This is a genomic window from Paraburkholderia sediminicola, from assembly GCF_046030555.1.
Lineage (GTDB): Bacteria > Pseudomonadota > Gammaproteobacteria > Burkholderiales > Burkholderiaceae > Paraburkholderia > Paraburkholderia sediminicola_E.
Genome location: NZ_JAQQCH010000002.1, coordinates 263,793 through 288,426 on the forward strand (window position 1 = coordinate 263,793; position 24,634 = coordinate 288,426).

At 62.1% G+C, this 24,634-nt stretch carries 23 protein-coding genes; 15 read left to right on the forward strand and 8 right to left on the reverse strand.

The features are described from left to right. Positions 1-100: 100 nt before the first annotated feature. The 3 genes from PQQ52_RS04410 to PQQ52_RS04420 all read right to left on the reverse strand — a co-directional run bounded on the left by PQQ52_RS04410 (position 101) and on the right by PQQ52_RS04420 (position 4,321). Positions 101-1,789, reverse strand: coding sequence for an arylsulfatase (locus tag PQQ52_RS04410; protein WP_408207215.1), 1,689 nt, complete (start codon positions 1,787-1,789; stop codon positions 101-103). Positions 1,790-1,900: 111 nt separating this feature from the next. Beyond that, positions 1,901-2,992 (reverse strand): HAD family hydrolase, encoded by a 1,092-nt coding sequence (locus tag PQQ52_RS04415; protein WP_408207217.1) that lies wholly within the window; start codon positions 2,990-2,992, stop codon positions 1,901-1,903. An 87-nt stretch (positions 2,993-3,079) separates the two neighbouring features. Further along, positions 3,080-4,321: a formylglycine-generating enzyme family protein gene (locus PQQ52_RS04420; protein ID WP_408207219.1), complete on the reverse strand. Its 1,242-nt coding sequence runs from the start codon at positions 4,319-4,321 to the stop codon at positions 3,080-3,082. 285 nt (positions 4,322-4,606) lie between these two features. Between PQQ52_RS04420 and PQQ52_RS04425 the strand changes: the two genes are divergently transcribed. The 9 genes from PQQ52_RS04425 to PQQ52_RS04465 all read left to right on the forward strand — a co-directional run bounded on the left by PQQ52_RS04425 (position 4,607) and on the right by PQQ52_RS04465 (position 14,849). Next, positions 4,607-5,566 carry an AAA family ATPase gene (locus tag PQQ52_RS04425; RefSeq protein ID WP_408207221.1) on the forward strand — a complete coding sequence of 320 codons (960 nt, stop codon included), beginning with the start codon at positions 4,607-4,609 and terminating at the stop codon, positions 5,564-5,566. 53 nt (positions 5,567-5,619) lie between these two features. Then, on the forward strand, positions 5,620-6,582 hold the full coding sequence (locus PQQ52_RS04430) for a DUF58 domain-containing protein (RefSeq protein ID WP_408207728.1): 963 nt from the start codon (positions 5,620-5,622) through the stop codon (positions 6,580-6,582). Continuing rightward, positions 6,579-7,109, forward strand: coding sequence for a DUF4381 domain-containing protein (locus PQQ52_RS04435; RefSeq protein ID WP_408207223.1), 531 nt, complete (start codon positions 6,579-6,581; stop codon positions 7,107-7,109). Before PQQ52_RS04430 ends, PQQ52_RS04435 begins: the two co-directional genes overlap by 4 nt. After that, entirely contained in the window at positions 7,096-8,133 is a 1,038-nt protein-coding gene (locus PQQ52_RS04440) for a vWA domain-containing protein (RefSeq protein WP_408207225.1), read from the forward strand. Before PQQ52_RS04435 ends, PQQ52_RS04440 begins: the two co-directional genes overlap by 14 nt. Further along, positions 8,123-9,715 (forward strand): vWA domain-containing protein, encoded by a 1,593-nt coding sequence (locus PQQ52_RS04445; RefSeq protein ID WP_408207227.1) that lies wholly within the window; start codon positions 8,123-8,125, stop codon positions 9,713-9,715. Before PQQ52_RS04440 ends, PQQ52_RS04445 begins: the two co-directional genes overlap by 11 nt. Continuing rightward, the gene (locus PQQ52_RS04450) at positions 9,712-11,061 is read left to right on the forward strand and encodes a BatD family protein (protein WP_408207229.1); all 1,350 of its coding nucleotides are present in this window, start codon (positions 9,712-9,714) and stop codon (positions 11,059-11,061) included. The genes PQQ52_RS04445 and PQQ52_RS04450 overlap by 4 nt, the downstream gene beginning before the upstream one ends. A gap of 201 nt (positions 11,062-11,262) precedes the next feature. Continuing rightward, positions 11,263-12,513 carry a metal-dependent hydrolase family protein gene (locus PQQ52_RS04455; protein WP_408207231.1) on the forward strand — a complete coding sequence of 417 codons (1,251 nt, stop codon included), beginning with the start codon at positions 11,263-11,265 and terminating at the stop codon, positions 12,511-12,513. 51 nt (positions 12,514-12,564) lie between these two features. Further along, positions 12,565-13,929 (forward strand): MFS transporter, encoded by a 1,365-nt coding sequence (locus tag PQQ52_RS04460; protein WP_408207233.1) that lies wholly within the window; start codon positions 12,565-12,567, stop codon positions 13,927-13,929. A 200-nt stretch (positions 13,930-14,129) separates the two neighbouring features. Next, complete coding sequence (locus tag PQQ52_RS04465) at positions 14,130-14,849, forward strand: ABC transporter substrate-binding protein (protein WP_408207235.1); 720 nt, start codon at positions 14,130-14,132, stop codon at positions 14,847-14,849. Positions 14,850-14,906: 57 nt separating this feature from the next. Here PQQ52_RS04465 and PQQ52_RS04470 read toward each other — a convergent pair whose 3' ends face one another. Beyond that, on the reverse strand, positions 14,907-15,098 hold the full coding sequence (locus tag PQQ52_RS04470; protein WP_149667994.1) for a hypothetical protein: 192 nt from the start codon (positions 15,096-15,098) through the stop codon (positions 14,907-14,909). A gap of 239 nt (positions 15,099-15,337) precedes the next feature. Here PQQ52_RS04470 and PQQ52_RS04475 point away from each other — a divergent pair, with 239 nt between their 5' ends. The 3 genes from PQQ52_RS04475 to PQQ52_RS04485 all read left to right on the forward strand — a co-directional run bounded on the left by PQQ52_RS04475 (position 15,338) and on the right by PQQ52_RS04485 (position 18,205). Further along, positions 15,338-17,131 carry an ABC transporter transmembrane domain-containing protein gene (locus PQQ52_RS04475; RefSeq protein ID WP_408207237.1) on the forward strand — a complete coding sequence of 598 codons (1,794 nt, stop codon included), beginning with the start codon at positions 15,338-15,340 and terminating at the stop codon, positions 17,129-17,131. Positions 17,132-17,210: 79 nt separating this feature from the next. Next, on the forward strand, positions 17,211-17,555 hold the full coding sequence (locus PQQ52_RS04480; RefSeq protein WP_408207239.1) for a GFA family protein: 345 nt from the start codon (positions 17,211-17,213) through the stop codon (positions 17,553-17,555). Between the two features lie 188 nt (positions 17,556-17,743). Then, positions 17,744-18,205: a CHRD domain-containing protein gene (locus tag PQQ52_RS04485; protein WP_408207241.1), complete on the forward strand. Its 462-nt coding sequence runs from the start codon at positions 17,744-17,746 to the stop codon at positions 18,203-18,205. Positions 18,206-18,249: 44 nt separating this feature from the next. Here PQQ52_RS04485 and PQQ52_RS04490 read toward each other — a convergent pair whose 3' ends face one another. The 4 genes from PQQ52_RS04490 to PQQ52_RS04505 all read right to left on the reverse strand — a co-directional run bounded on the left by PQQ52_RS04490 (position 18,250) and on the right by PQQ52_RS04505 (position 20,903). Further along, the gene (locus tag PQQ52_RS04490) at positions 18,250-18,942 is read right to left on the reverse strand and encodes a cytochrome b/b6 domain-containing protein (RefSeq protein ID WP_408207243.1); all 693 of its coding nucleotides are present in this window, start codon (positions 18,940-18,942) and stop codon (positions 18,250-18,252) included. 126 nt (positions 18,943-19,068) lie between these two features. Beyond that, positions 19,069-20,088 (reverse strand): MerR family transcriptional regulator, encoded by a 1,020-nt coding sequence (locus PQQ52_RS04495; protein WP_408207245.1) that lies wholly within the window; start codon positions 20,086-20,088, stop codon positions 19,069-19,071. A gap of 118 nt (positions 20,089-20,206) precedes the next feature. Further along, positions 20,207-20,605, reverse strand: a complete 399-nt coding sequence (copM, locus tag PQQ52_RS04500) for a CopM family metallochaperone (RefSeq protein ID WP_408207247.1) — start codon at positions 20,603-20,605, stop codon at positions 20,207-20,209. A 100-nt stretch (positions 20,606-20,705) separates the two neighbouring features. Beyond that, positions 20,706-20,903 carry a heavy-metal-associated domain-containing protein gene (locus tag PQQ52_RS04505; protein WP_408207249.1) on the reverse strand — a complete coding sequence of 66 codons (198 nt, stop codon included), beginning with the start codon at positions 20,901-20,903 and terminating at the stop codon, positions 20,706-20,708. A gap of 724 nt (positions 20,904-21,627) precedes the next feature. Here PQQ52_RS04505 and PQQ52_RS04510 point away from each other — a divergent pair. The 3 genes from PQQ52_RS04510 to PQQ52_RS04520 are packed head-to-tail and all read left to right on the forward strand — an operon-like array spanning position 21,628 to position 24,615. Beyond that, a complete protein-coding gene (locus tag PQQ52_RS04510; RefSeq protein ID WP_408207250.1) occupies positions 21,628-21,882 on the forward strand; it encodes a hypothetical protein in 255 nt (84 codons plus the stop codon). Further along, a complete protein-coding gene (locus tag PQQ52_RS04515) occupies positions 21,879-23,321 on the forward strand; it encodes a TolC family protein (RefSeq protein ID WP_408207252.1) in 1,443 nt (480 codons plus the stop codon). The genes PQQ52_RS04510 and PQQ52_RS04515 overlap by 4 nt, the downstream gene beginning before the upstream one ends. A gap of 1 nt (position 23,322) precedes the next feature. Further along, complete coding sequence (locus PQQ52_RS04520; RefSeq protein ID WP_408207254.1) at positions 23,323-24,615, forward strand: multicopper oxidase domain-containing protein; 1,293 nt, start codon at positions 23,323-23,325, stop codon at positions 24,613-24,615. Positions 24,616-24,634 lie beyond the last annotated feature (19 nt).

A 24,634-nucleotide genomic window follows, 5' to 3' on the forward strand; every position in this document is an offset into this window, starting at 1 on the left:
GGAGGGTGTCAGTAGACCTGAGTCGGTTTGACGAGATATAGAACCGTATCTGAAAGTTGCGCCCACCGGTCAAAACCGGCAGGCGCAACCGCACCACGTATTACTCGAGGCCGCGCTTCCTGAAGGACTCGTCGATCTTCTTGTCGACCTGCTTGCGCACGCCATCCACGCTGAAGCTCGCGGGCCGCTGGCTCGGCGGATAGTTGACGAAGGTCTCCAGGAACGTCGACGCCTTCATTGTGGCGATGCCGTTCAGGTAAACATTCTTCGTGACCCAGTCGTTGTACTGATCCGACGTGATGTCCGCCCGTTCATAAGGATCCATGCGCAGGTTGAACAGCTTCGGCAGACGCAGGCAGACAAGTGGGTCCTGCCAGATATTCAGATTGCCCTTCGCGCGCTGCTCGCAGAATACGGCCTTCCAGGCGTTGCCGTCCTGATCCCAGCGCATGGCCACCAGATCGCCGTCGTCATCGAAATAGTAGAACTCGGTGCGAGGATCCTTGGTCGTTTGTCCTGTCAGGAACGGTAGCTGGTTGTATCCATCGAGGTGATTCTTGAAGCTCGCGGCGCCCGCCTTAGGCGCCCATCCCTTCAGGAGCCGGTCCTTGATGCCAGTGTCACCGGCGGCCGCAAGCAGCGTGGGGAACCAGTCGAGCCCCGAGAACATCTCGTTGGACGTTGTGCCCGGCTTGATATGGCCAGGCCATCGCACCATCGCCGGCACACGGAACGCACCTTCCCAGTTGGAGTCCTTTTCGCTGCGGAACGGCGTGGTTGCCGCATCGGGCCACGTGAACGCATTCGGCCCGTTATCGGTCGTGTAGACGACGATCGTGTTCTTGGAGATATTCAGATCGTCCAGCAGCTTGAGCAGTTTGCCGACGTCCTGGTCGTGCTCCCACATGCCATCGGCGTATTCATTGCCGGGCATGCCGCTCTTGCCTCTGAATTCAGGCCGCACGTGCGTGAAGACGTGCATGCGCGTGTAGTTCATCCAGACGAAGAACGGCGTGCCGTTCTTGACCTGCTTGCGGATGAATTCTTCCGCGTGGGCGCCGGTTTCGTCGTCGATGGTCTCCATGCGTTTGGCCGTGAGCGGCCCGGTGTCCTGAACCTTGCCGTCCGAGGTGCTATGAATTACCCCGCGTGGTGAGAAGTTCTTCACGTACGGGTCGTTCTTGTCCTTCGGCCAGTACGGACGCTCGGGTTCTTCCTCGGCATTCAGGTGGTACAGGTTGCCGTAGAACTCGTCGAAACCGTGATTGGTCGGCAGGTACTCGTTCTTGTCGCCCAGGTGGTTTTTGCCGAATTGACCGGTGGCGTAACCGAGTGGTTTGAGCGCCTGGGCGATCGTCATGTCGGTCTTTTGCAGACCGACCGGTGCGCCCGGCGCGCCGACCTTGGAGAGCCCGGTACGCAACGGTGTCTGCCCGGTGATGAAGGACGAACGCCCTGCTGTACAGCTGTTCTCGGCGTAGTAGTCCGTAAAGATCATCCCTTCGTTTGCAACGCGATCGATGTTCGGCGTCTTGTAGCCCACCACGCCACGCGTGTACGCACTGATATTCGCCTGCCCGATGTCGTCGCCGAAAATCACGAGAATGTTGGGTTTCGACGAGGCTTTGGCGGCCGGCTGTGGCTGTGGCTGCGGCGGTGGCGCTTTGGTGGCCGGCGCCTGAGTCTGCGCGGGCGCGTTGATGGAGGGAAGAATCAAGGCAGCGAACGTGGCGAGGGCGATGACTGTCGCCCCGGCTGCGTAGCGCCCCTTTCGCAGGAACATTCTCATCGTGTCGCTCCAATGGAGTTGACTTCGGTTCACCCGTTGCGCGTTCCTTGCGCGCCGGGTTGCCTCGTAGCGGCCGCAACCTGCACGCGGCTCGCGCTCTCCTGCATCCGCCTACTGCTTCGGTGCGGGATAAATGGTTTGCCAGTCGTCTTTCATGCTGACCACGGTCCAGCCGTCGGTGATCGCTTCGTCCCAGGCCTTGTCGAGCTTGCCGATCTTCGACGTGCGGTCGTAGGCGAATTCACGTACGGCGTCGTCGTGATGCACCAGCAAGGCGAGGTGCGGGCCGCTGCCGGACGCGGTGTACTGCAGCATCTGCAAATCGCCGTCCGAATTGCCGAAAGCGAGAATCGGCTTGCGGCCGATGTTCCGATAGATGCCGACAGGTTTGCCGGGACCGTCGTCGACGAAATCGATTTTCGGCAGGCGCACCAGCGTGGCTTGGCCGTCATGCATCTGGTACTGCACGAGCTGGCTCGAGCCGATCACCTGCTCGGGTGGAATGCCGTACGCCTTCTCGGCCCACGGCCGCATGAATTCGATGGTGCCGCCCGACACGATGAAGGTCTTGAAGCCGTTGGCGCGCAGATAGGCGAGCAGTTCCAGTTGCGGTTGATAGACGAGTTCGGTGTAGGGCCGATTGAATTTCGGATGCCGGGCGTTGGCGAGCCAGTCGCGGATGGTCTTGTCGTATTCGTCCACGGTCATGCCGCTATTGGCGGCGGCGACCAGTTGCAGCACCTGTTTCTGCTGGCTCGCCAACGCGCCGTAGTCTTTCGCCACCAACGCCTTGAAGGCCGGATTCTTCTTCCACTCGGGATGCTTCGGTGCCGCCGCTTTCACCTGGTCGAGCATGAAGGCGAACTGGAAGTACAGCGGCTGCTCGCTCCATAGCGTGCCGTCGTTGTCGAACACGGCGATACGCTCGGCTGGCGGCACGTAGTTCGGCGAGCCTTCGCGGGTGACATCGGCGACAAACTTCCCGATCGCCTGCTTTGCCGGTCCGTCACGCCAGGATGGCAGCGCGGCGGTCGAACTGACTGCAGCCGACGGTGGGACGTTCGTGCCAGCAGGCGTCGTGCACCCGGCGGCGCACAGCGCGGCACCAAGCACGACCACGGCGACGCCAAACGCCGACCTGAGTGCAGGGCGGATCGAACCCGCGGCGCGTTCCGGCCACCTCGATTGACAATTCGACCGCATCCGACCTCCATTCCGATTGCACAATTCCACGACCCGCGGGCGACAGCGCGCGGGAGAAACGCGTACAGCTCGAACGGGCGGAGCTTCCTAGCCGCCGTCGGCGCTTGCCGCGCGGGCCGACGCCTGACGTGCTAGTGGTTCCTTCCAGGTGTCTTCGTCCATCACCAGCCGGAAGCCGAGATGCGACATGCTGTTGTAGGGGTCGGTGCCGCGCCGCGCGCTGGGGCGGTAGCTCAGGCAATAGGTTTCGTTACAGAGGAACGAGCCGCCGCGCGTCACGCGCTTGGGGGCATCTACCGGTACGCCCTGGTCGGCCGGGTCCCACGAATCTCGTGGACCGATCGGGTTGTCGATCGTGCTCGTGCTCACCGCTTCACGCCGGAACTGGTCGGCGCGATACCAGTCGGCCACCCACTGCCAGGCGTTGCCGGTCATGTCGGAGAGTCCGTAACCGTTCGCCGGAAAGGTGCCAACTGGGCTCGTGCCGAGTGCGCCGCCCGCCTTCGGGCTGACCACCGGGAACGACTGCACCTGCTGACCTTGCCAGACATTGGCCATCTGCTTGCCGTTCGGCGCGAACTGATTGCCCCACGCATAAGTGGCCTGCTCGAGCCCGCCACGGGCGGCGAATTCCCATTCGGCTTCAGTGGGCAGGCGTTTGCCGGCCCATTTCGCATAGGCCTGCGCATCTTCGTAGGAAACTTGAACAACCGGGTGATCGTCTTTGCCGAGGATGTTGCTGTCCGGCCCCGTGGGGTGACGCCAGTTCGCGCCGGGCACATAGCGCCACCACTGCGAATAGTCTTCCAGCGGTACCGGGTGGTTCGTGCCGACGAATACCATCGCGCCCGCCACCATCGCGGTGTCGGGCGGACGCGGCGTGTCAGGTGGCAACTGCACCTTCAGGGTGTCCCAATCGGGTTTCTTCTCGGCGGTCGTGACATAGCCGGTTGCTTCGACGAATTTGCGGAACTCGGCATTGGTCACGTGATGACGGTCCATCCAGAAACCATGCACGCGGACCTTGTGGGCGGGACGCTCGTTAGGCTGCGCCTGCTTGGAGTCGCTGCCCATCAGAAACTGTCCGCCTGGAACCCAGGCCATGCCGAGCGGGCCATGGGTTCCGTCGCCGTAGACGACTTGAGGATGAGGTTGACTATGCGAGGTGACGGCCCAACTGACCGCCGCGCCGACGCATGCAGGAAGCATGACGAGAAGCGCGCCCCACAGGAGCAGCTTGCGATAACGCATGGCCGGCGCAGGGGGTGCGGAGGGCGCGCCTTTAGAGCGGGCAGCCGTTACCGGGCCACGTTTTCCTGAACTCATCATCTCTTCTCTCAGGTGAAGCTGCTGGCCCTATAGCGCGCGCGGGCAGTTCTCATTCGCACAGAAGAAGCTTGGCGATACGGAATAACGATTTGTGCGGGTAGCAGATACGTGGAATGCGGTTTGGCAAACGTCAGGAGGAGGCTAACAATTTTTCAAATACATTTCACCCTTTTTCTACTCATAAGCGAAACTTTGACGGAATAGCGCGCGTGCATTAACGTGTCTGGCGGCGAGCATTGGCATCCAGGTGAGTCCGCCATTCAATGATTGGGGAAATCGAGAGCTATGCGCGAAACGATCCTGCGCTTCGAATCGAGTGTCAATGAAGCGATAGTGGGCCAGCAAGCCGTTGTCCGGCAGGTACTGATCGCGCTACTGGCAGATGGTCACGTACTGCTCGAAAGCCTGCCCGGACTCGCCAAAACCCGTACGGTCAAAGCCATTGCCACGCGTCTCGCGGCCACCATGAGCCGCATTCAGTTCACTCCCGACCTGTTGCCGTCCGACATCACCGGCGCCGAAACACTGCTGCAAAGCGGCACGGAACGCACGCTCAGTTTTCAGCCCGGTCCGATCTTCGGCAATCTGATTCTCGCGGATGAAATTAACCGCGCGCCTGCCAAGGTTCAATCGGCGTTATTAGAGGCGATGGAGGAGCGGCAGATTTCCGTAGCAGGTAAAACGCATAAGATGCCGGATCTTTTTCTTGTCATGGCAACGCAGAATCCGATCGAGCAGGAAGGTACTTATCCTTTGCCTGAAGCGCAAATGGACCGCTTTCTTCTTAAAGTGCTAATTACTTATCCGTCACCGCAAAGCGAAATTGACATGTTGCGCTTGCTGCGGCGTGAAAGCAGCGAGATTGGCAGCGCGCCCAGTGTTCTCTCACAAGATGTCGTTTTCGCCGTGCGTGAAGAAATCAGGCACATCACCGTCGCGCCGGCGGTAGACGACTATATTGTGTCGCTCGTCAATGCTTCCCGGCATGGCAAGGACCTCGACGCGGACCTCGGCAAATGGATCGAAATCGGCGCGAGCCCGCGCGGTTCGATCGGCCTCGACCGGGCAAGCCGCGTGCAGGCCTGGCTGCAGGATCGAAAATTCGTCACGCCCGACGATGTGCGCGCCGTGGTTCATCCGGTACTGCGGCATCGGCTGATACTTTCTTATGATGCCAATGCCGAGAACATCAGTGCCGACGCCGTGGTCGACCGGCTAATCGAAAAAGTTGCCGTGCCGGCCTGACTCATAGCGCAACAAGCATCGTCGCATCGACGCGGGGGATCGCCGTGGTCATGATGTCCGAATCTGCAAACGCTGCAATCGGCCGCGTGTATGTCGACGCGGCGCATCTGGCGAAGCTCGAGTTTCATGCCCGCGGGCTAAGCTTTATCGCACCCGCGCCGGTATCGAGCGTGCTCTCAGGCAGTCACGCGTCGCGGTTGCGCGGGCGCGGGCTCAATTTCGAAGAGATTCGCGCCTACCTGCCCGGTGACGATGTCCGTCACATCGACTGGAAGGTCTCGCTGCGTCTCGGCAAGCCGCAGATTCGCTCCTACACCGAAGAGCGTGACCGGCCGCTGCTGGTGGTCGTCGATCAGCGCATGAGCATGTTTTTTGGGTCGCGCCGCGTGTTCAAGTCGGTGGCGGCCGCCGAAGTCGCTGCGCTTGCCGTGTGGATGGGTTTCACTGCCGGCGACCGGGTGGGTGGCGTATTGTTCAACGATAACCGGATCGTGCGGGTGAGGCCGCTGCGCAGCCGCAGCCGGATCAAAGTCCTGTTCGGTGCGCTCGCTGAGATGAATCGCGCGCTGCATGCAGATAGCGAAGCACGTACCGACTATGCCCAACTGAACGCGGCGCTGGAAGGGGTGCTTCAGTTAGCCGGTCACGACTACCTTATCTGCGTCATCAGCGATTTTGCTGGCGCGAACGAACGCACGCAGCGCTTGTTGCGGCAGTTGTCGGCGCACAACGACGTCGTCGCGGCAATGGTCTTCGATCCCTTGTGGCAGGACATGCCCGAACACCGCGCGCTGGTGGTCAGCGAAGGGCATCTGCAGGTGGAACTGCGTATCGAGCAGGAGCGGGTCCGTGCGCCGCTGTCGAGTCTGTTCAGCGGGCGCACCGCCGAGGTGGCGGAGTTGCTGCGCTCAAGCGGTGTACCGCTGATGGCGCTCTCGACGGCAGAGCCGACCGTTGAACAGGTACGGCGGCTCTTCGGCCAGCGCGCGCGGCCGGTGACGGGGAGCGGTCTATGAGCCGTGCGTTGCCCGTTCCACCTGATTCGTCAGGACAACTCAAACCGTTGCAGGAGTTGCCCTTGCCTGACGCGGTGTCGTATGCACCGCATAAGATCGGCTGGGCATTCGTTGCCGTCGTACTGCTTGCGGCGCTTGGCATGGCGATCTGGTTTGGCCGGCGCCGCCGCGAGAAGCAGCACTACCGGCGGGCCGCGCTCACGGAGCTGGCGAGCATCGAAGCCAGTCTCGCCACCACCCGTACGGACCGTGAGCAACGCGCGAACGCGCTCGCCGCCATACCGCGCCTGATCAAGCGCACCGCGCTCGTGATCGCGCCGCGCGAGCAGGTCGCGGCGCTGACCGGCGGCGAGTGGCTCGCGTTTTTGCAACGGACGCGCGGCCGCTTTGACGCCAGAAGCGGGGCGCTCCTCGCACTCGCGAGCTATGCGCCGCCCGACGTGGTTGCCGGGATTTCCGACGGCGACGCGGCAGCGCTCATCGGCCACACGCGCGACTGGATCGAACGTCATCATGTGGAAGTTTGATTTCCCGTGGCTGTTCGCGCTGCTACCTCTGCCTCTTTTCGTGTGGTGGCTGGTACCGGCTTATCGCACCAGGGCTTCCGCGGTGCGTATGCCGTTCTTTCATGAGATGGCGCAGGCTGCCGGCGAAAAGCCGGCACCCGGCGGCGTGCGGTTGCGCCGCAACTGGCTGCAACGTCTGCTGCTGCCGTTGCTGTGGGTGTTGCTGGTGATCGCCGCGGCCAAACCGGTCTATGTCGAAGCGCCGATCGTGCGTGAAGAACCCGCGCGCGATCTGATGCTCGCCATCGATTTGTCCGGCTCGATGGCGACGCGCGATTTTGTCGATGCCGCCGGTGTGCGGATGGACCGGTTGACTGCGGTCAAACGGGTGGTGGCCGATTTCATCGCAAAGCGCAAGGGCGATCGCCTCGGCCTGGTCGTGTTCGGCGACGCCGCCTATCCGCAGGCACCGCTCACGCTCGATCATGACGCGGTGCAGGTTCTGCTCGACCAGATGCAGATCGGCATGGCGGGGCCGCGTACCGCCATTGGCGATGCGATCGGCCTGACGGTCAAGCTGATGGCGAACTCGCCGGCGCCGGAGAAGGTGCTGATCTTGCTGACCGACGGCAACGACACCAGCAGCGCCATTCCGCCTGAGCGTGCCGCTGAAATCGCCCGGGACCACAAATTGGTGATCCATACCATTGGAATAGGCGACCCGGATACGACGGGCGAGGACAAGGTGGATCTCGACGCGCTCGCACGCATTTCAAGCATTACCGGAGGCCGTGCGTTTCGCGCACTTGGGCGGCAGCAGGACCTGGCCGACGTTTACGCCACGCTCGACAAACTCACGCCCGAGAAAGTAAAGCGCGAGATCTACCGGCCACAGCGTGATTTTTACTGGGTGCCGGCCGGGTTGGCGGTGGCGATTTTCGCGCTCTACCACGTGCTGGCGCTGCTGATTGCGGTGCTGCGCGCGCCGCGACGCGAACGGCCACCGGAACGTGCTGCTATTGCGGAGGTCCGTCGTGGAAATTGATCTGACGGCCTTCCATTTTCTGCGGCCGGGATGGTTGCTGCTGCTGATTCCCGCGGTCCTGTTGCCGCTCGTCTGGTTTCGCCGCAACAGTGTGCGTGCGCGTTGGCGCAACGTCATCGATCCGATGCTGCTGGAACATCTGATCGTCGGCGACACGAAGCGTCGCGTGATTCAGCCGGTTCACACGCTGGCTCTGCTGCTCGGCATCGGCGCGCTCGCCGCCGCGGGGCCGAGCTGGCAGCAGGAGCGTCCGCCGTTCAATCAGGACAAGGCGCCGCTCGTCGTCGTACTTGAACTCGCTCATTCGATGGACGCAACCGATGTCGCGCCCACGCGGCTGGAACGGGCCAAACAGAAGGTGCTCGACCTGGCGAGGGCGCGTAAAGGTGCGCGCACCGGGCTAGTGGTGTTCGCCTCGACGGGTCACCTCGTTGTGCCGCCCACTGAGGACCCGGCCATGCTCGAACTCTACGTGCCGGCGCTCTCGCCCTCGCTGATGCCGCGTGACGGGAAGAACGCCACTGCCGGACTCGATGCGGCCGAACGGCTTCTGGCGAACGATCCCACGGCGGGCACGATCGTCTTCATGAGCGACGGCTTCGATACGAATCAGACCGATGCCTTCGTGCAAAAAGCGAAATCGCTTCGGCATCAACTGTTGTGGCTGGCGGTCGGCACGGAAAACGGCGCCCCGATACGCGGCCCTGACGGCATGATCGCGATGGATGCCGAAGGTCACCCGCTGATGGGCACTTTCGATGCCGATGCGATCCGTAAGGTCGCGAATGAAGCCGGCATTCCGCTCGCCAGCATGCGGGTGGACGATGACGATGTGGTGTGGGTCCAGCACCGTGCGCAGGCTTACCTCGCGCAAGAGGAGGCGTCGAAGATCGTGCCGCGCTGGAAAGAAACGGGTTACTGGCTCGTTGTCCCGTTGTTGTTGCTCGCGCTGTGGAGTTTCCGTCGCGGCTGGACCGTGAAGTGGCTGCCTGTGGTGCTGATTTCGCTGGCTTTCAGCGCGATTCCCCGTCACGCGCAGGCCGCCGAGTGGCACTGGATCGACCTCTTCGCTACACACGATCAGCAGGGCCGCTGGAATTTCGAGCACGGCGATTACAAGGCGGCCGCACAACGCTTCGACGATCCGATGTGGAAGGGCCGCGCGCAATATCTCGCGGGTGACTATGCCGGCGCGCTGGAAAGTTTTTCGCGTCTGAAGACGGCGCAAGCGTATTTCTACATGGGCAATACGCTCGCGCATCTCGACGACTATGCCGCTGCCATCAAGGCATACGACAACGCGCTCAAACTTCAGCCGGCGTTGCCCGAGGCCGCCGCCAATCGGGACTTCCTGCAGCGACTGCTGGCAAAAGACAAGCAGGATGAGATGGACCCGGAGGAAGATCCGCCCGATCAGGTGGAGACGGACAAAAAGAAAGGCCGGGGCACATCGACCGTGATCGAGGGCGCACCGCGTCCGAGCGAAGAACTCTGGATGCGCAATCTGAATACGTCGCCGGCCGTGTTTCTGCAGCAGCGCTTTGAGCAGGAATCCGATGCAAAGGGAGCGGGCGCGCCATGACAGCGGTTTTCCTGCGGGTTCTGCTCGTCATCGTGTGGCTTGGCGCGGTTTGCGTTCCGGCGCCGGCGTTGGCGGATCCCGCGCCGCGGACCATGGTTCGCGCGCATCTCGAACCTGCCGGGCCGGTTGTAGCGGGCAGCGAGGTGAAGCTCGTCGTCGATCTGCTGACGACCACATGGTTTACCGAGGCGCCGAACTGGCCGCTCTTCACCGTCGCCGATGCGATTGTGAGTCTGCCGGACGAACAGGCCAACAACCTTTCTGAGGACATCGACGGCGTGCGCTGGTTCGGCGTGAGCCGGGCCTATCGCATTGCGCCTCAGGCAGGCAAGACCTACGACATTCCGCCGTTTGCGATCACCGTCTGTCCAGGTGGTATGAACACGCCGGTGCAGGTCATGACCCCCGCGCTTAAACTCGTGACGACGTTGCCGCCGGGCGCGCAGGACATGTCAGTATTCTTTCCGACTACAAAGCTCACGGCCACGCAAACAATCGAACCGTCGAAACAGCAGCTTCGAGTCGGCGATTCGATCACGCGGACCATCACACAGAGCGCGGCCGGCACCGAATCGATGATGATTCCGCCGGTGAGCCTGGGCGAGGTCGACGGATTGAAGCGCTACGCCAAACCGTCCACGACCCGCAACATCGTGCAGGACCGGGTAGGACTGGTCGCGGGCGAGCGAACCGACAGCGTGACCTACATTGCCGATCACAACGGCCGGTTCAAACTGCCGCCCGTGACGATCGAATGGTGGAACACGAAGACGCAAACGAAAGAGACGATCGAGCTACCGGGTGTGACGTTTTCCGCATCTACCGCGCGCGAGAAGCCGCTCTTTGATATCCCTGCCGATATGATGAGCCAGGGCCTTCCGCACAGAATCATTGTGATTCACAGTGGGCAGTTGATCGCCGGCTGCGTGATCGTGCTGGGTCTGCTCGTGGTGGTGTGGGCACGTGGACGCATCGCAGTGTTCCTGCGGCGGACAAAACATCGGATAGGCGATGCGCGACAGCGATGGCTCGAAAGCGAAGCGGTAGCGTGGCGCAGGCTATGTACGGTTGCGCGTAAGGGCGAATGGCCGCGGACCATTCCGGCGTTGTATCGCTGGATGGACCGGAGCGGAGACTTCGGACACCCGGCGCGACTGGAAAATTTCCCTTGCGCGGACGACCCGAAAGTAGCGGAACTGGCCGACGCCGTGACCGTGCATTTTGCCGAAGGTGTTGCGCGCGACTTTCGCTGGGCGGATGCGGAAACTGCACTGCGACGCGCCTCGAAAAAGAGAAGACTGCAGCAGCACGAAAGGGCGCCACTTCCGCCGCTCAATGAGATGTGATTCGGGTGCCGCCGTGCGTCAGGCAATTGTCAGCCGACATACTCGATACGTATCAGACCAATCCTGATGAAAATCCTGGCAGCGCTTACACGCGCCAGCCTGCATACTCGAGCGGATGCCCGGATGCCCGGATGCCCGGATGCCCGGATGCCCGGATGCCCGGATGCCGGGCACCATGATCGAACCTGAAGGGGACAACAGTTGACCACTTTCCTCCTACGTAACGGCGCGCTGCTCGACCCTACCCACCCTGATCTGCTAGAGGGTTTTGAAGTTCTCATCGAGGACGGCTTCGTCCGCGAAGTTTCCGACAAGCCGATAAAGAGCAGCAACGCGCACGTCATTAACGCCAAAGGCAAGACGATCATGCCAGGGTTGATCGATCTGCATGTGCATGTCGTCGCGATCGAGTTCAACCTGCCGCGCGTCGCGACGTTACCCAATGTACTTGTTACGCTGCGCGCCGTGCCGATCATGCGCGCGATGCTGCGCCGCGGCTTCACCACGGTGCGTGACGCGGGTGGCGCCGGGTTTCCGTTCAAGCAGGCGGTCGAGTCAGGGCTCGTCGAAGGTCCGCGTCTTTTCGTATCCGGCCGCGCGTTAAGCCAGACGGGCGGTCATGCCGACGTCCGCGCCCGCTCCGACTACATGCCGCCCGATTCGCCCTGCGGATGCTGCGTGCGTGTAGGCGCGCTTGGCCGCGTGGCGGACGGCGTCGATGAAGTGCGCCGGGCCGTGCGCGAGGAACTGCAGATGGGCGCCGACCAGATCAAGATCATGGCTTCGGGCGGTGTTGCTTCACCGACTGATCCGGTCGGCGCATTCGGTTACTCCGAAGATGAAATCCGCGCCATCGTGGCTGAAGCGCAGGGGCGTGGCACCTATGTGCTGGCGCATGCCTATACGCCAGCGGCGATCGCGCGTGCGGTGCGCTGTGGCGTGCGCACGATCGAACACGGCAATCTGATTGACGAGGAAACCGCTCGCCTCGTCGCGGAGTACGGCGCGTATGTCGTGCCGACCCTTGTCACTTACGACGCCCTTGCAAGCGAAGGCGAGAAATACGGGCTGCCGCCGGCCAGCATTGCCAAGATCGCGGACGTGCATGGCGCCGGCCTGCACTCGATTGACATCATGAAGCGCGCCGGGGTCAAGATGGGTTTCGGCACGGACTTGCTCGGCGAGGCGCAGCGCCTGCAAAGCGATGAGTTCCGGATTCTGGCGGAAGTCCTGTCGCCAGCCGAGGTGATTGCAAGCGCGACGCTCGTGGGCGCGGAAGTGCTCGGTATGCAGGACAAGCTCGGCCGAATCATGCCGGGTGCTTACGCCGATGTGCTGGTGGTCGATGGCAATCCTTTGAAATCCGTCGATTGCCTGTTAGGTCAGGGCGAGCATATTCCGCTCGTGATGAAAGACGGCCGAATCTTCGTCAACGAGCTCGAGAGCGGTTGACTGTATCGCCTCGCGTCCGTAGCGCCCCACCGTTCCTATCGGAGCCTGTTCATGTCAATGATCGCCGCCCGCATCGAGCGTCTGCCGTTTTCAGGTTTTCACCGCCGTCTGTTGTTGATGGGCGGTCTCGGTTATACCTTCGACGCGATGGACGCCGCCGTGCTCGCTTTCCTGCTGCCGGTATTGCGCATGCAATGGGGGCTGACGAGTGTACAGACGGGCGTGCTGGGAAGCGGCACGTTTATCGGCTATTTCGCTGGCGCGATGCTCGCGGGCATGCTGGGCGATATCATCGGCCGCCGCAAGGTCATGATGTATGCGCTCGTGATTTACTGCATAGCGTCGCTTGCCAGCGCGCTCGCGAATGATTGGGGATTTTTTCTTGCGACGCGTATTGTCGCCGGATTGGGGACGGGCGCGGAAAGCGCCATCGTCGCGCCGTTTCTCTCCGAGTTCGTGGCGCGGCGGTATCGCGGCAGTTTTACCGGCAGCCTCGCGGGGTTTTTCTCCTTTGGCTTTGTGGCGGCCGCACTGCTCGGCTATCTGGTGATCCCGCTCGCACCGAATGCATGGCGCGCAGTCATGGTCATCACTGCGCTGCCCATTCTGATGTTGCTCTGGTGGCGTCGCGCGCTGCCCGAATCGCCGCGCTGGCTCGAGGCGCGCGACCGGCACGCGGAAGCCGATGCGATCCTATCGCGGATGGAGGCGGAGATAACGCAAGCCGGCGTGCAGTTGGAGCCGCTGCCACCCGTGCGCGACGGAGCCGTTCCGCTCGCAGCCGGACGGGCTTCCATCGTTGCGAATGTCAAGGCGTTGTGGTCGGCAAAGCTCGCGCGTATCACGGCGATGACGTGGCTGATGTGGCTGTCCATCACGTTCAGCTACTACGCGTTTTTCACGTGGATTCCCGGCTTGCTGGTTCAGAACGGGATGACGATCACGCGGAGCTTTTCGTACTCGCTCGTGATTTACTGTGCACAGATCCCGGGATACTTTTCAGGCGCGTGGCTCAACGAGAAGATCGGCCGGCAGGCGACGATCGCGTCATACATGATATTGGGCGGCGTGTCGGCACTGGGGCTCGCATTGACGCGTACGGATGCCGGCATCATGGTGTCGGGAATCCTGCTGTCGTTCTTCATGAACGGCACCTATGCCGGCGTCTATGCTTATACCCCGGAGGTTTTTCCCACCGACGTGCGCGCAACGGGCACCGGGCTCGCTTCGTCAATTGGCCGGCTGGGGGCGATTGCTGCGCCTATTCTGGTTGGGTACGTTTATCCGCTGCTGGGCTTTGCCGGAGTGTTCGGTGCGACGACGCTTGTTCTGCTGATCGGTGCGATGGCTGTGGTACTCATGGGCGTGCCGACGCGCGGAAGGTCGCTCGAGGACATTGCGGCCGGGCAAATCTGATCACGATCTCAAGACCATCCAGGATGACGAAGCTTTCAATCACGAAATGCTGCAGCATTGATTCCAGGCGGCTGGCAGCCGTGCTTGTATCGGCTGTCATCTTGCCCTTGTCCATTTCGATGTCCGCTTTCGCACAAACGCAAGGCGTGAGCGCTTTACAAACGACGGGTTCACAACCGGCGAATCAGAAAGGCACATCAATGACAAAAATATTCGCGCCGGGCGGCACGTTGCGCGCGTCGATCAATCTCGGCAATCCAGTCCTCGCAAGTCTCGATCCTGCAACGGGAAAACCGGTCGGCGTGTCCGTCGATCTCGCCACCGAATTCGCCAAACGACTTGGCGTGCCGCTGCAACTGGTCGCGGTCAAATCGGTGGGCGCCTCGGTTGAAAACGTGAATCAGGACAAGGCCGATATTGGCTTCTTCGCTGTCGATCCAAAGCGCGGAGAGGAAATCAGTTTCACCAAACCGTATGTGTTGATCGAAGGTTTTTATCTCGTTCGCGACGCGTCGCCGATTACCGCTAACGAGCAGGTCGATCAACCCGGCGTGACGGTTGCGGTCGGCAAAGGCAGTGCCTACGATCTGTTCCTGACGCGAGAACTGCATCGTGCGACGATCGTCCGGATTCCGACTTCGCCGGCTGTGGTGCAGGGCTTCCTGGATCAGCATCTGGACGTGGCTGCAGGCGTCAAACAGCAACTGGAAAAAGACGCGGCCAAAGCAAGCGGGTTGCGGTTGCTCGATCAACGCTTCATGGTGATCCGTCAGGCAATGGGTGTGCCGAAAGCAAGAGGCGATGAAGCGGCCGCGTATCTCGCGACGTTCGTCGAGGACATGAAAGCGTCGGGCTTCGTCGCGGCGTCGCTGGCGCGTCATGGCATCGCGGGCGCGGCCGTAGCAAAAGACAATGATTAGGAGCCTGTGGGTACGTGCCCGCAGTGCAAGGTTCCGCAAAGGGGATACGTCGGCCGCCTAACGACGCCCGCTGCGGCCCCACACATAACGCACCCAACGTTGCCACCTGCTGCGTTGCGGAGCGATCGCATTGCGCGACGCCTGCTCTTCGCGGTCACGTTCGACACTCTTCTGCACCTGTTCATGGATCTGGCGCAACGTCAAGCCGCCGGGGCCTTTCAGTTTGTCGGGATCGGAGTCGTCTGTCATGGGAATGGCCTGTTCCGGATGAGTCGGCTTGATCTTGATACAGATGCGCACTCGCGGCAAGCACGCGCAAGCAGTCTGCCGGGCGGCACCTGGCCAGACAGACGGGCCATCAATCCTTCAGGACCGTGCGTGGCGGACACGCAGGCACTGATGGATCAGCGCCAGGCTTTTACATGAACCGACGTCGAATCAGCAGGACTGGCACAATCGGGTGACCTTCGAGTCGCTTTGGAATCCTCATGCCAGACGCTGTCCCGCTTTCGCCACCTTCACCGCCTTCGGCCCGTATTGGCCCCCTGTTTGCCCTGCTTCCCTTCCTGCGCCCCTATGCCGGGCGCTGGGCGCTCGCGTTTCTTGCGCTGGTGACGTCGGCGGGCGCCACACTGGTGTTGCCGGTGGCGTTCAAATACCTGATCGATCGTGGCTTCGCGGGGGGCGACCGGGCGCACATCGATCGTTATTTTCTCGCGCTCTTTGTCGTTTCGCTGGTACTGGCCGGCGCCACGGCGCTGCGCTTTTACCTCGTGTCATGGCTGGGCGAGCGGGTCACGGCCGACTTGCGGCGCGCGGTCTACGACCACGTGCTCGGGATGAGTCCACAGTTCTTCGAGACCACACAGACCGGCGAGGTGCTGTCACGGCTCACCGCCGACACCACGTTGATTCAGGCGGTAGTCGGCACCAGTCTGTCGCTGGGGCTGCGCAATTTCTTCCTGCTGACCGGTGGCGTTGCGATGCTGGCGGTGACGAGCCCGGTGCTGTCCGGCTACATCATCGCGACGCTGATCGTGGTGGTCGCACCCATTGTGATCTTCGGCCGGCGCGTGCGGCGGCTCTCGCGCGCGAGCCAGGACAAGATCGCGAACACGAGCGCGTTGGCGGGCGAGGTGCTCAACGCCATGCCGACCGTCCAGTCGTACACGCAGGAGCCCTTTGAGACGCGGCGGTTTGCCGGCGCGGTGGAGGCGGCCTTTGAGACGGCGCTCACGCGCATTCGCGCGCGCGCCTGGTTGACCGCCGTGGTGATCGTGCTGGTGTTCACCGCCATCGTGTTCGTGCTATGGCTCGGGGCGCAGGCGGTGCTGGCCGGGCGGATGACGGCGGGCCAACTGTCCCAGTTCATTCTCTATGCGGTGTTCACGGCCGGCGCCGTGGGCGCAGTTGCCGAGGTATGGGGCGACCTGCAACGCGCTGCCGGCGCGACCGAACGCTTGCTGCAATTGCTGGCGGCGCGCTCGCCGGTGGTACAGGCCGAGACCACGGTCGCGCTGCCCACGCGAGGCGAAGGCATTCGCTTCGACAACGTCAGCTTCTCATATCCTTCGCGCCCTGGTATTGCCGCGCTTTCCGGACTCTCGCTCGATGTCCGTCCGGGCGAACATGTTGCCCTGGTCGGACCGTCCGGTGCGGGCAAGACCACGCTGTTCCAACTGCTGCTGCGCTTTTACGACCCGCAGTCCGGCAGCATTCTGATCAACGGTGTGCCGACGCGCGACGTGCCACTCGTCGAATTGCGCAAGGAAATCGGCGTGGTGCTGCAGGAGTCGGTGATCTTTTCCGGGAGCGTGCTGGACAACATCCGCTACGGCGCGCCGGACGCCACGCTAGTGCAAGTACAACGGGCTGCCGGCATGGCCGCCGCGGCCGGCTTTATCGAAGAATTGCCGCAAGGCTACGACACGTTTCTCGGCGAGCGCGGTGTGCGGCTGTCTGGCGGACAGCGCCAGCGCATTGCGATCGCCCGCGCGATCCTGAAGGATCCGCCGATCCTGCTGCTGGACGAAGCCACGAGCGCGCTCGACGCCGCCAGCGAACGGCTGGTGCAAACGGCGCTGGACAATGCCGCGCAGAACCGCACCACACTGGTCATCGCGCACCGCCTCGCGACCGTGCAACAGGCCGACCGCATTGTCGTGCTGGAACAAGGCCGCATCGTCGCGCAGGGTCGTCATGCCGAGCTTCTTCTAAGCTCGCCACTCTATGCCCAGCTTGCTGCCCTGCAGTTCGGCGAGCAGTTGGGACAGACGGCGTAGCGGGGTGCTGTGAGCGCCTGATGATTGCTGATGCCGTGAAGATGGCGCCGCGCTGCCGACATATTCAAACGGAGGAAGAATGCCCCGCTACACCGCTTCGTGCCATTGCGGCGCAGTCAAGTTCGCCTTTGACGCGCATATCGACGAACTCGTGATCTGCAATTGCTCGTTATGCACGAAGCGGCGCGCGGTGATGGTGAGTGTGCCGCGCGATAGTCTGCAGATTGTGGAAGGACACGATACGTTGGGTTCGTATCGATGGAATACCGGGCAAGCCCGTCATCACTTTTGCTCGACTTGTGGCATTTACACTTTTCATCAGCGGCGCATCGATTCTGCCATGTACAGCGTGAACGCATTCTGTATCGACGGTCTTGACGTGTCGGCGATTCCGCTGCGGCATGTGGACGGAAGAAGCCGTTAAGCCCGTTGAAACCTGCTGCATCTTCTCGTTGCACAGGCCAAAGACTTCCGGCCCTCACCTGGAGTTCCTGGCGGCTTGCGTCTATCCTTGTCTCACCTCTTTGGCTGCAAGCGGCGCCGACGGGGCCTTTCGCACTCTTCGATAGTGGCTACCGCCCAGCAAGGGCAAACCCAAAAGGAGAAAACCAAATGTCACGATCTATCTCGCAGCGCGCTCTCATGGTGTTCGGTGGTCTGGCTTTAGCGGGTACGCTGACTTTGGCGCAAGCGGCGCCGGTCTCGTTTCAAGTGCCGTTGACGGGCGCCCAGCAGGTTCCGGCGGTGCAGACGCCAGGCAACGGCAGCGCCGACCTTACATATGACGCCAGCACACGGGTCGTCACCTGGAACGTCAGCTTCAGCGGCTTGTCGAGTCAGGCCACGATGGCGCATTTCCACGGGCCCGCGCCGGCCGGTAAAAACGCCGGTGTGAAGGTCTGGCTCTCCCAGAAAGGCACCATGGAGATGACGAGTCCGCTCAGCGGCCAGGCCACGCTATCCCCGGACGACGCCAAGATGTTCGAAGCCGGTGACATGTACATCAACGTTCACACCAAGAACAATCCGGGTGGCGAGATCCGCGGCCAGGTGGTGCCGCCGAAGAGCAACTGACGCAACCGCTGAAGCGGCACCCTGAGATCCGATTCACGGCGCGCTCAGAGGTAAGCCGCGAGCAGCATCACCACGGCAGCGCCGACGCCGAGCGGCAGCAGCGCCAGCAGCGCTGGCGTCTGCCGCGGCGCGTCGATGGACGGGGGCAACTGTTTGTAGCCGGTTAGCATTGGACGCAGCAGGTTGTGTCGCTTTGCTACTGCGTAGAGCGCGATCACGAGTACGTGCAGCGCCACTGCGGCGAGCAGCACGTCCCAGACAAGCCCGTGCAGCGTCGAGATCGCGTTGGCGAGCCACGCGGGCACCAGTTCGCTCAACGGGCCTTCGTCGGCGATGTCGTTGTTGACGTAAAGCCCGCTCAGCGTCTCGACCAGCAGCAACGCAAGCAGCAGCAAGACCATCCAGCCGCCGGCCGCATTGTGGCCCACCTGCTCATCCGGCTCGCGGCGAAACAGGTGACGCAAATGACGAAGCGCAGTTGCGGGCGACGCCACGAAACTGCGAAAGCGCGCGGTCTCACTGCCAAACCAGCCCCATAGCAGCCGGGAAATAACCAAGGCGAGCAGCGTCTCGCCGACCCGGACGTGCCAGTCGATCCAGTTCAGCTTCAAGGTGACATAGGCGGCCGTGACCAGCACGACCACCAGCCAGTGAAACAGTCGCACCGGCGCGTCCCAGACCAGCACCGGGCGGCGCACAGGCTGTGTCGGCCGCGTGACAGGTTCGTGAGCATCCATGTGTCGCGCCTCGGTCCGCAAGCGGCGGCAAGAGATTCAGGCTCCGGAATGAACACCACGCAGATGAATAGCGTCGTGGTGACGCCCTTGCCCATGATATCCCGTACGCGAGGCCCCGCAATCACGCTATTGCGGCTGCGCGATCTCGAGTGCGTCGCGGATGTAGGCGAGCATGTCCCGGTCGATTCCCGTGCCGGCCAGTATCGCGGGCTCGTTCTCGTAGGCGGCCTGGAGTTTCCGGTGAGTCTCCGGCTCCGTACCGATATAGGCGTTGAACAGATCCGTCCAGCGTTGCGCGAGTTTTTGAACCGACGGGTCGTCAACGGTTTTGCGGCTGTCCATGGCACGCCGGACTTCTGCGACGAGCCCGGGCCATTCGGACACGTAACGCTCGTCCCCGTCACGCATGCGCTGCAGTTCCTGCGGCGACAGATATTTCGCATAGAGCGCGAGCTTCGCGTGTGTGACGGCGCGTGTCATGTAGGCCAGCATCTCCGTCGTGATGCCGCTCTTCACCTGCAAACCCGGTTCGTTGCGATGCATGGAGTCGAGCTTCGAAAGCAGACTCGGATCGCCGCCGGTGTACTCGGCCACCATCGACATCCAGCGGCTCGCCAACGTCTGGGCTTCCTTGCTTTCGACAGGGATGCCGCGATCCATCAGTGCGTGTACCGCCTGAATCAATGCCGGCCAGTTGGCCGCCCCGGCGAGCTTGTTCGAACGAAGCTGGTTCTGTTCATCCTGCGTTAGATATTTATCTTGCATGGTCATCAACTCCAACGTGGTTAGCCAGTCGGCAAGATCGGGTTCTTCTCCCGTCATCAACTGACCACGCAAACGATGAAGCCTGTCGCGCAAGTCTGTTGCACGATCGATCTGTCGAGTGAGCGCTGCAATCTGCTGCTCGACAACCGACGAGAGGGAGGCGTCCGGTCTTGCCAGCAAGGCCCCGATGTCGGCTAACGGCAGATCCAGCCGCCGCATCGCCTGGATCTGATGCAGCCTGGCGATGTCGTCGCGGTTGTAGAGCCGGTAGCCCGCATCGGAGCGGGCAGAAGGCGTGAGCAATCCGATCGCGTCGTAGTGATGAAGCGTGCGCACCGTAATGCCGGATCGCCTGGCTAGTTCACCCACTTTCAGCAGCATCGAAATCGCCCCTTTCTTCATGCCTGCATGGAGACTAGAATCTGACGTTGCGTGAGGGTCAAGCGCGGCGTCAAAGTGTCAAAGCGTCAAGGCATTCAAGCGGCGAGGTTGCCCGTTGTCACTTCACACCGTGCTTCGCCTGCCAGCGTTGCATGAACGCGATCTCTTCGTGTTGTGCCTTGATGATGTTTCGGGCCAGGCGTTTCAACTCGGGATCCTTACCGTATTTCAATTCCACCTGCGCCATTTCGACCGCGCCTTGATGATGCGGAATCATGTGGGCCACGAAGTCCTTGTCAGCGTCGCCGGTATAGGCGGGTGCGTCCATGGCTTGCATCATTTTCTCGTCGGCGTCCTTGAATGCCTGTGTCGATGCGCCGGACCCGGTGTCCGCCGAACCGGACATGTCCATGCCGGGCATCGATGCAGCTTGCTGGGCGTGGACGGGCGCCGCGGCGACAGCGAACGCAATGCCGCTGAAAAGGCACAAGGCACGGAATGCGTGAAGATTTTTCATATTGGGTTTTCCGTTGGGAAAAAAAGTTATTTCCGGCGACCATGATGCCGCAAACAGGTCGCAAGGCCGAATCCACAGACCTTGGCCTGATGCGATCGGTCTAGCGTTTGAGCGAAGGATGAAAGCCCGCCGCCTCGATTGCCTCGATGATGCGTGCCGACGGCAACGTCGACGTGACCGTCACGATTTTAACGGGGACATCGACCTCGAGCTTCGCCGCGGGGTCAAGCCCGGTCACTGCACGAGTGATGGCATTAGCGCAGCCGCCGCATGTCATATCCGGGATTTCGAGTTCCATTTCCTGCCTCCAGTGAGAAATCAGAACCCAAGCCTGGGCCTTCCCATGGTGGGAAGGTCAAGCATATATGCCTATGTTCATGTTGTCGCCGACCTTGGCCGTATCGAAGCAAAAACCCGCCGCAGACTGATCCGATCCCAGCCTTACAGTCTTCTTAAACAGCGTGCTAGACTCCGTACCCATGTCTTACTGGCGCAAACTCTTCCTCGTCGTGCTGCTTGTGCTGAGCCTTCCGGCTCAGCTGTTCGCGGCCGTTTCCATGCAATGCGAGTTCTCGCATTTCGGTGGGGAAGGGGCGTCCGCGCTTCATGCGAGCGCGGGCGACGCGGCTCATCATCACGACCCTGCTGCGATGATGGCCAATAGCGCCAATAGCGCCGGTAGTGCCGGTAGTGCCGATAACGGTGTGCAGATCCACACGCAACACAACGGTCATTCGGGCGGCGCGCAACATGCGCATGCTTGCTCGGCGTGCGCATCCTGCTGTTTCGGCGGCGGGTTGCCGGCCGCTCCGCTAGCGGCGATATCCGTCGATGCGGTCCATTCCGTTTTGCCTCTTCCTCCCTTTGTCCGTGTCGCGTCATTTCTGACTGACGGCATCGAACGACCTCCCCGAATCGCTCTCGTCTAGTTCCCTCGCAGCGTGATGCTGCGATGTTCAATTTCGCCTTGATGGCCGCACGTCACACGTCGGCCGTCCGGGTGACATACGACGAGACAATCAATGCGAACGTTTATTGCGGCGCTGCTCGGCGCGACGGCAGTATTGCCGGCGCTCGTGCACGCCATGCCCACAGGCCCTGACCCGGCGGATGCCGCGGCATCGGTTCCGGCGGTCAGTGTGCCGTCAGCCTTCTCGGACTATCGGCCATACCGGGAGCAGAAAGCGCCCACCTGGCAAGCGCTCAACCGTGCGGTGGCGAATTCATCGGGCGAGCCCGGAATGGAGCACGGTCAAATGCGGGAGCCTGCGAAATGAGGCAGCATAATTCTCGCTACGGCCGCGTCATCGCTGTCATCGCTGCGGCCGCCGCAGTGACATTCCTCGCTGGCTGCACGACGTTTTCGAAGGACGGTGGCTTCGACACCGTTTCCACCACAGCTTCGCAATGGCTTCAGAAAGACGCCGTGCTGGTCAGGACCGACGAAGACCGGAGCGCTGTCGCCAAACGCACGCAGGAATTGCTATCGCAGCCGCTCGGTATGGACGACGCAGTTCAGATCGCGTTGTTGAACAACCGTGGATTGCAAGCCTCGTACAGCGAGCTCGGCATCGCCGAAGCGGACCTGGTGCAGGCGGGACGGCTACCGAATCCCGGCTTCACATTCAGCCGCACGCACGGCGGCAACGATCTGAGCATCAGCCGTACATTCACGCTCGGCTTGTTGAACGTCTTGACGCTGCCGTTGGCGACTCGCATCGAGGGCCGCCGTTTCGAACAAGCCCGGCTGCTTGCGACGGACGCCATGCTCAAGGTCGCCGCCGATACACGACGCGCCTATATCAGCGCGGTCGCAGCGAAGCAGTCCGCTGCCTACGCCGAGCAGGTGAAGGACTCGGCGGACGCCGGCGCCGAACTCGCGTTGCGCATGCAGCAAGCCGGCAACTTCAGCAAGCTCGACTATGCCCGGGAGCAGGCTTTCTACGCGGAAGCCGTGGCGCAACTGGCGAAAGTGCGGCAGCAGTCCATATCCGCGCGGGAGAACCTCACACGCACGATGGGCCTATGGGGACCGCAAGCGCAGTACGAGCTTCCTGAGCGTCTGCCCGACCTGCCTGCAACCCGCCCCGAGTTGCAGGACCTCGAGCGCTTCGCGATGCACAACCGGCTGGACATTCAGGCGGCGAAACGACAGACCCAGAGTGTTGCAAGCTCACTCGGCCTAGTCCGGGCAACGCGTTTCATCAATGCATTGGATGTCGGCTATCAGAATAATTTCACGACCTCCGATGGCCGCGAGCAGGGCTACGAGATCAGCGTCGAGATTCCGATCTTCGACTGGGGCGCCTCGAAAATTGCGCGCGCCGAAGCGATCTACATGCAGTCGGCGAACCGCGTCGCCGAGACCGCGATCAACGCACGCTCAGAGGTTCGGGAATCGTATTCGGCCTACGTGACCGACTACGACGTTGCGAAGCACTATCGCGACGAAGTCGTGCCGATCCGCAAAACCATTTCGGACGAACTGCTGCTTCGCTATAACGGCATGCTCGCGAGCGTGTTTGAACTGCTCGCCGATTCGCGCGACCAGATCGGTGCGGTGAACAGTTCTATCGACGCGCTCAAAGACTATTGGCTCGCGGAAACCGACCTGCAACAGGTGCTCGGCGGTCGTCCGCCGTCTCTTGCGATGGTCGCGGCGCCAATCACATCCATGACGCCGCCGGCGTCGTCCACCGATTCCGAAGGTCAATAACATGGTGTCTCGTCGACATTTTCTCAGCGGCTCCGGGGCCGCGTTGGTGGGTGCGGCGCTCGTCAGCAAGGCCGGCGCTGCGTCACTGCCCGAGGCGCCCGCGATGGCCACAGCCGCGATGCAGGCGCCGCTCGCACCGCCGAATGGCCGTCCATATACGCCCGTCGCCACGTTGAACGGCTGGTCGCTGCCGTGGCGTATGAAGAATGGATGGAAGGAGTTTCATTTGATTGCTGAGCCGGTGGTGCGCGAACTGGCGCCGGGCATGAGCGCGAACCTGTGGGGCTATAACGGCCAGACGCCGGGACCGACCATCGAGGCGGTCGAAGGCGACAAGGTGCGCATCTTCGTGACCAACAAGCTGCCCGAGCACACCACGGTTCACTGGCACGGCATGCTGCTGCCGTGCGGTATGGATGGCGTCGGCGGTCTCACGCAGCCGCACATTCCGCCGGGCAAGACCTTCGTCTGCGAGTTTCAGTTGGAGAAACACGGCACCTTCATGTATCACCCGCATGCCGACGAAATGGTGCAGATGGCAATGGGCATGATGGGCACATTCATTGTTCATCCGAAAGACCCGGACGTCATGCGGGTGGATCGTGACTTCGTGTTCATCATGTCCGCGTATGACATCGACCCGGGCAGTTTCACACCGCGCGTGAACGAGATGACCGACTTCAACATGTGGACGTGGAATGCGCGCGTCTTTCCGGGCATCGATTCTTTGCCCGTACGCGCCGGCGATCGCGTGCGCATCCGCGTCGGCAATCTGACGATGACCAATCATCCGATCCATCTGCACGGCTATCACTTCGAAGTGGTCGGCACGGACGGCGGATGGATCCCGCCTTCCGCCCGCTGGCCCGAGGTGACCGCGGATGTCGCCGTCGGCCAGATGCGCGCCATCGAATTCACGGCGAACCGTCCCGGCGACTGGGCGTTTCATTGCCACAAGTCCCACCACACCATGAACGCAATGGGTCATCAGGTACCGAACCTGATCGGTGTGCCGCAGAAGGACCTGGTGAAACGGATCAACAGGCTGGTGCCGGACTACATGGCGATGGGCAGCACAGGCGGCTCAATGGGCGGGATGGAAATGCCGCTACCCGACAACACGCTGCCGATGATGACCGGCACGGGGCCGTTCGGCGCGCTGGAAATGGGTGGCATGTTCAGCGTCGTAAAAGTGCGAGAGGGGTTGGGGCGCAACGACTACCGGGATCCGGGGTGGTTCAGGCATCCCAGGGGAACGGTGGCCTATGAGCACACCGGCGAGATGCCGGATTAAGCCGCCAGCGTGGCTCGCC

What these genes read in the sequence shown, in the direction of transcription:
- PQQ52_RS04410 (WP_408207215.1), bottom strand. Translation starts at nt 1,789, where the DNA reads ATGAGAATGTTCCTGCGAAAGGGGCGCTACGCAGCCGGGGCGACAGTC.
- PQQ52_RS04415 (WP_408207217.1), bottom strand. Translation starts at nt 2,992, where the DNA reads ATGCGGTCGAATTGTCAATCGAGGTGGCCGGAACGCGCCGCGGGTTCG.
- PQQ52_RS04420 (WP_408207219.1), bottom strand. Translation starts at nt 4,321, where the DNA reads ATGATGAGTTCAGGAAAACGTGGCCCGGTAACGGCTGCCCGCTCTAAA.
- PQQ52_RS04425 (WP_408207221.1), top strand. Translation starts at nt 4,607, where the DNA reads ATGCGCGAAACGATCCTGCGCTTCGAATCGAGTGTCAATGAAGCGATA.
- PQQ52_RS04430 (WP_408207728.1), top strand. Translation starts at nt 5,620, where the DNA reads ATGTCCGAATCTGCAAACGCTGCAATCGGCCGCGTGTATGTCGACGCG.
- PQQ52_RS04435 (WP_408207223.1), top strand. Translation starts at nt 6,579, where the DNA reads ATGAGCCGTGCGTTGCCCGTTCCACCTGATTCGTCAGGACAACTCAAA.
- PQQ52_RS04440 (WP_408207225.1), top strand. Translation starts at nt 7,096, where the DNA reads ATGTGGAAGTTTGATTTCCCGTGGCTGTTCGCGCTGCTACCTCTGCCT.
- PQQ52_RS04450 (WP_408207229.1), top strand. Translation starts at nt 9,712, where the DNA reads ATGACAGCGGTTTTCCTGCGGGTTCTGCTCGTCATCGTGTGGCTTGGC.
- PQQ52_RS04460 (WP_408207233.1), top strand. Translation starts at nt 12,565, where the DNA reads ATGTCAATGATCGCCGCCCGCATCGAGCGTCTGCCGTTTTCAGGTTTT.
- PQQ52_RS04465 (WP_408207235.1), top strand. Translation starts at nt 14,130, where the DNA reads ATGACAAAAATATTCGCGCCGGGCGGCACGTTGCGCGCGTCGATCAAT.
- PQQ52_RS04470 (WP_149667994.1), bottom strand. Translation starts at nt 15,098, where the DNA reads ATGACAGACGACTCCGATCCCGACAAACTGAAAGGCCCCGGCGGCTTG.
- PQQ52_RS04475 (WP_408207237.1), top strand. Translation starts at nt 15,338, where the DNA reads ATGCCAGACGCTGTCCCGCTTTCGCCACCTTCACCGCCTTCGGCCCGT.
- PQQ52_RS04480 (WP_408207239.1), top strand. Translation starts at nt 17,211, where the DNA reads ATGCCCCGCTACACCGCTTCGTGCCATTGCGGCGCAGTCAAGTTCGCC.
- PQQ52_RS04485 (WP_408207241.1), top strand. Translation starts at nt 17,744, where the DNA reads ATGTCACGATCTATCTCGCAGCGCGCTCTCATGGTGTTCGGTGGTCTG.
- PQQ52_RS04490 (WP_408207243.1), bottom strand. Translation starts at nt 18,942, where the DNA reads ATGGATGCTCACGAACCTGTCACGCGGCCGACACAGCCTGTGCGCCGC.
- PQQ52_RS04495 (WP_408207245.1), bottom strand. Translation starts at nt 20,088, where the DNA reads ATGCTGCTGAAAGTGGGTGAACTAGCCAGGCGATCCGGCATTACGGTG.
- copM (WP_408207247.1), bottom strand. Translation starts at nt 20,605, where the DNA reads ATGAAAAATCTTCACGCATTCCGTGCCTTGTGCCTTTTCAGCGGCATT.
- PQQ52_RS04505 (WP_408207249.1), bottom strand. Translation starts at nt 20,903, where the DNA reads ATGGAACTCGAAATCCCGGATATGACATGCGGCGGCTGCGCTAATGCC.
- PQQ52_RS04510 (WP_408207250.1), top strand. Translation starts at nt 21,628, where the DNA reads ATGCGAACGTTTATTGCGGCGCTGCTCGGCGCGACGGCAGTATTGCCG.
- PQQ52_RS04515 (WP_408207252.1), top strand. Translation starts at nt 21,879, where the DNA reads ATGAGGCAGCATAATTCTCGCTACGGCCGCGTCATCGCTGTCATCGCT.
- PQQ52_RS04520 (WP_408207254.1), top strand. Translation starts at nt 23,323, where the DNA reads ATGGTGTCTCGTCGACATTTTCTCAGCGGCTCCGGGGCCGCGTTGGTG.